The sequence below is a fragment of the Buchnera aphidicola (Protaphis terricola) genome (genome assembly GCF_964059145.1).
Lineage (GTDB): Bacteria > Pseudomonadota > Gammaproteobacteria > Enterobacterales > Enterobacteriaceae > Buchnera > Buchnera aphidicola_BP.
This window is the reverse complement of record NZ_OZ060407.1, coordinates 1-3243: the sequence shown is the minus strand read 5'-3', so window position 1 is coordinate 3243 and position 3243 is coordinate 1. Positions and strand designations below refer to the sequence as shown.

Genomic DNA, 3243 nt, shown 5'->3' with positions numbered 1-3243 from the left:
TTAATATATTTTAAATATATACTTAATTATTAAATATACTATAATTAGCTATTAAATATACTATAACTAAGGATAATGAATTTATTGATTTGCCATAATAAATTCGTTATTATTTAATTTTATCAATCCTTATTAAAAAGGGATTAAACTCATGATCACCCCTCAATATGAAATTAATATAATTCAAGAAGAAGCACGTTATTATTCTGATCCTACAATATTATTTAATCATCTTTGTACATCAAAACCGGCAACATTATTATTAGAAACAGCAGAAATAAACAAAAAAAATAATTTAGAAAGTATTATGATTATTGATAGTGCAATTCGATTTACATCTCAAGGTAATTCAGTAAAATTAAAACCAATGTCTATCAATGGAAATGAACTTTTAATAATTTTAAAAAAAAATATTTCTAAAGATATCAAAATAAAAGAAAAAAACCAGACTGTTTATTTAAATTTTCCTAAAATTCCAAAAAACTTAGATGAAGATAATAAACTTTTTTCATTATCAGTTTTTGATGCTTTTAGAATTATAATAAAAATATTTAAAAATACAAAAAATATATCTAAAGCAATGTTTTTTGGTGGTTTATTTTCATACGATTTAATATCAGTTTTTGAAAACTTACCTTTTCTTAAAGGCGATCAAAAATGTTCAAATTTTTGTTTTTATTTAGCTGAAAGTATTCTTGTATTAGATCATCAAAAAAAAACATCTTTAATTCAAAGTAGTATTTTCTCTCATAATTTTCATGAAATAAATAGAATTCAAAATAGGATTAAAGAAATTAAAAATAAATTAAATGAAAATTTTAAACCAATTAAAAAAATTAAGGTAAAAAATATTAATTTAACTTCAAATATAAACGATTATGAATATTCAATTATTATAAAAAATTTAAAAAAATTAATTCAAAAAGGTGAGATTTTTCAAGTAGTACCCTCTCGTAAATTTTTTCTATCTTGTCCTAATTCATTGTCTGCCTATCAATATTTAAAAAAAAGCAATCCTAGTCCATATATGTTTTTTATGCAAGATAAAAATTTTATATTATTTGGAGCCTCTCCAGAAAGTTCATTAAAATATGATGAAAAAACAAGACAAATTGAACTTTATCCCATTGCTGGAACTAGACCTCGAGGGATAGATCAAAATGGTAATCTAGATTTAGATTTAGATAGTCGAATTGAATTAGAAATGCGAACAAATCATAAAGAACTTTCAGAACATTTAATGCTTGTAGATCTTGCAAGAAATGATCTTGCTCGAATTTGTGAACCGGGATCAAGATATGTATCTGATTTGGTAAAAGTAGATAAATACTCACATGTTATGCATTTAGTATCTAGAGTAATAGGTAAACTAAAAAAAAATCTAGATGCACTACATGCGTACGCTGCATGTATGAATATGGGAACATTAACAGGTGCACCAAAAATTCGAGCTATGCAGTTAATAGCCCAATATGAAGGTGAAAAAAGAGGTAGTTATGGAGGTGCAATAGGTTATTTTACAGATTTAGGAACATTAGATACTTGTATTACTATACGTTCGGCATATGTAGAAAATAAAATTGCAACAATTCAAGCAGGTGCAGGTGTTGTTTTTAATTCAGTGCCTGAAGATGAAGTCAAAGAGAGTTTAAACAAAGCTAAGGCAGTGATTAATGCTATAAAAAAAGCACATTATTAAATAGGACGTGTTTAAAAAAATGACAAACATTTTACTTTTAGACAATATTGATTCTTTTACTTATAATCTTGTTGATCAACTGAGAAAAACGAATAATAATGTCATAATTTACAGAAACACTGTGAACATAAATGTGATATTGAGCGTGATAAAACAAATGTTTCAACCTATCCTAATGCTATCGCCTGGTCCTAGTACTCCTGAAAATGCAGGATGTATGTTACATTTAATCAATGAAGTTAAGGGATCTATACCTATTGTTGGTATTTGTTTAGGCCATCAAGCCATCATAGAAGCTTATGGTGGATCGATTGGATACGCAGGTGAGGTATTCCATGGTCGAGCATCTTTTATCAACCATGATGGTTTAGAGATGTTTTCAGGGCTTTCTCAGCCGTTACCAGTGGCAAGGTATCATTCGTTAATATGTAATAAAATTCCTAAAAATTTTATTATTAATTCCTATTTTAATAATATGGTCATGTCGGTTCGAAACAATATAGATCATGTGTGTGGGTTTCAATTTCACCCAGAATCGATTTTAACCACTGATGGAACTGCACTTTTACAAAACATTATTTATTGGGGAGCAATGAAATACAGATGAAAAACATCTGTTTGTACATTTTTCACTTCGCTTTGTTTATTCACGATTCCACCAATTCAATTCCACCATAAATCGTAATAATAATCAATTTGTTTAAATACCATGCATCTCAATACAGAACAGTGATAATAGACGTTTCATCTATTTACATTCAGTGAAACAAACGTCACACATTAAACAAATGTTTCACTGTTTTAAAATTCATAATAGCATTTAAACATTAATGTGCTTATATCAAACAATCATATTCAACAAAACGATCTGCTTAAAGAATTCATTTAAAAATAAAGTTATCCACAACCCCCTGTGTATAAGTTTATTAAAAAAACCAAAAAAAAAGATAAAACTTTTTTTTTTAACATCTATAAGTGTATGTTTTATATGATTTTATTGTTTCAAAAAAAATTTTTTAAGTGTTTTATTCCCATGTTTATAACTTTGGGGATAAGTTATGTATATCTCTTTTTAAAAACTTTAAAAGATATAAAAATTATCGCATTATAATACTCTTTAAATTAAAGAGTTAAAATAGAAATATTATTTAAAATAAAAAACAATATATGTATATATATATTTATTATTATTATTATATCTTTTATTTCACTAATGTTATTGATATCTTAATATATTTAATGTAAAAATATTGTTAATGGTTTAATATATTTTAAATATATACTTAATTATTAAATATACTATAATTAGCTATTAAATATACTATAACTAAGGATAATGAATTTATTGATTTGCCATAATAAATTCGTTATTATTTAATTTTATCAATTTCATAACTGTAAACAATTCAAGCAGGTACAGGTGTTGTTTTTAATTCAGTGCCTGAAGATGAAGTCAAAGAGAGTTTAAACAAAGCTAAGGCAGTGATTAATGCTATAAAAAAAGCACATTATTAAATAGGACGTGTTTAAAAAAATGACAAACA

General features: G+C 25.4%; 2 protein-coding genes. Both read left to right on the top strand.

Annotation, left to right across the window (positions count from 1 at the left end):
- Window positions 1–151 precede the first annotated feature (151 nt).
- Window positions 152–1699 carry an anthranilate synthase component 1 gene (locus AB4W67_RS03040; protein WP_367682827.1) on the top strand — a complete coding sequence of 516 codons (1548 nt, stop codon included), beginning with the start codon at window positions 152–154 and terminating at the stop codon, window positions 1697–1699.
- Between the two features lie 19 nt (window positions 1700–1718).
- Window positions 1719–2306 carry a glutamine amidotransferase-related protein gene (locus tag AB4W67_RS03035; protein ID WP_367682826.1) on the top strand — a complete coding sequence of 196 codons (588 nt, stop codon included), beginning with the start codon at window positions 1719–1721 and terminating at the stop codon, window positions 2304–2306.
- Window positions 2307–3243 lie beyond the last annotated feature (937 nt).

Bases quoted from the DNA above. Each gene is read 5' to 3' on its own strand.
- AB4W67_RS03040 (WP_367682827.1), top strand. From the start codon at position 152: ATGATCACCCCTCAATATGAAATTAATATAATTCAAGAAGAAGCACGT.
- AB4W67_RS03035 (WP_367682826.1), top strand. From the start codon at position 1,719: ATGACAAACATTTTACTTTTAGACAATATTGATTCTTTTACTTATAAT.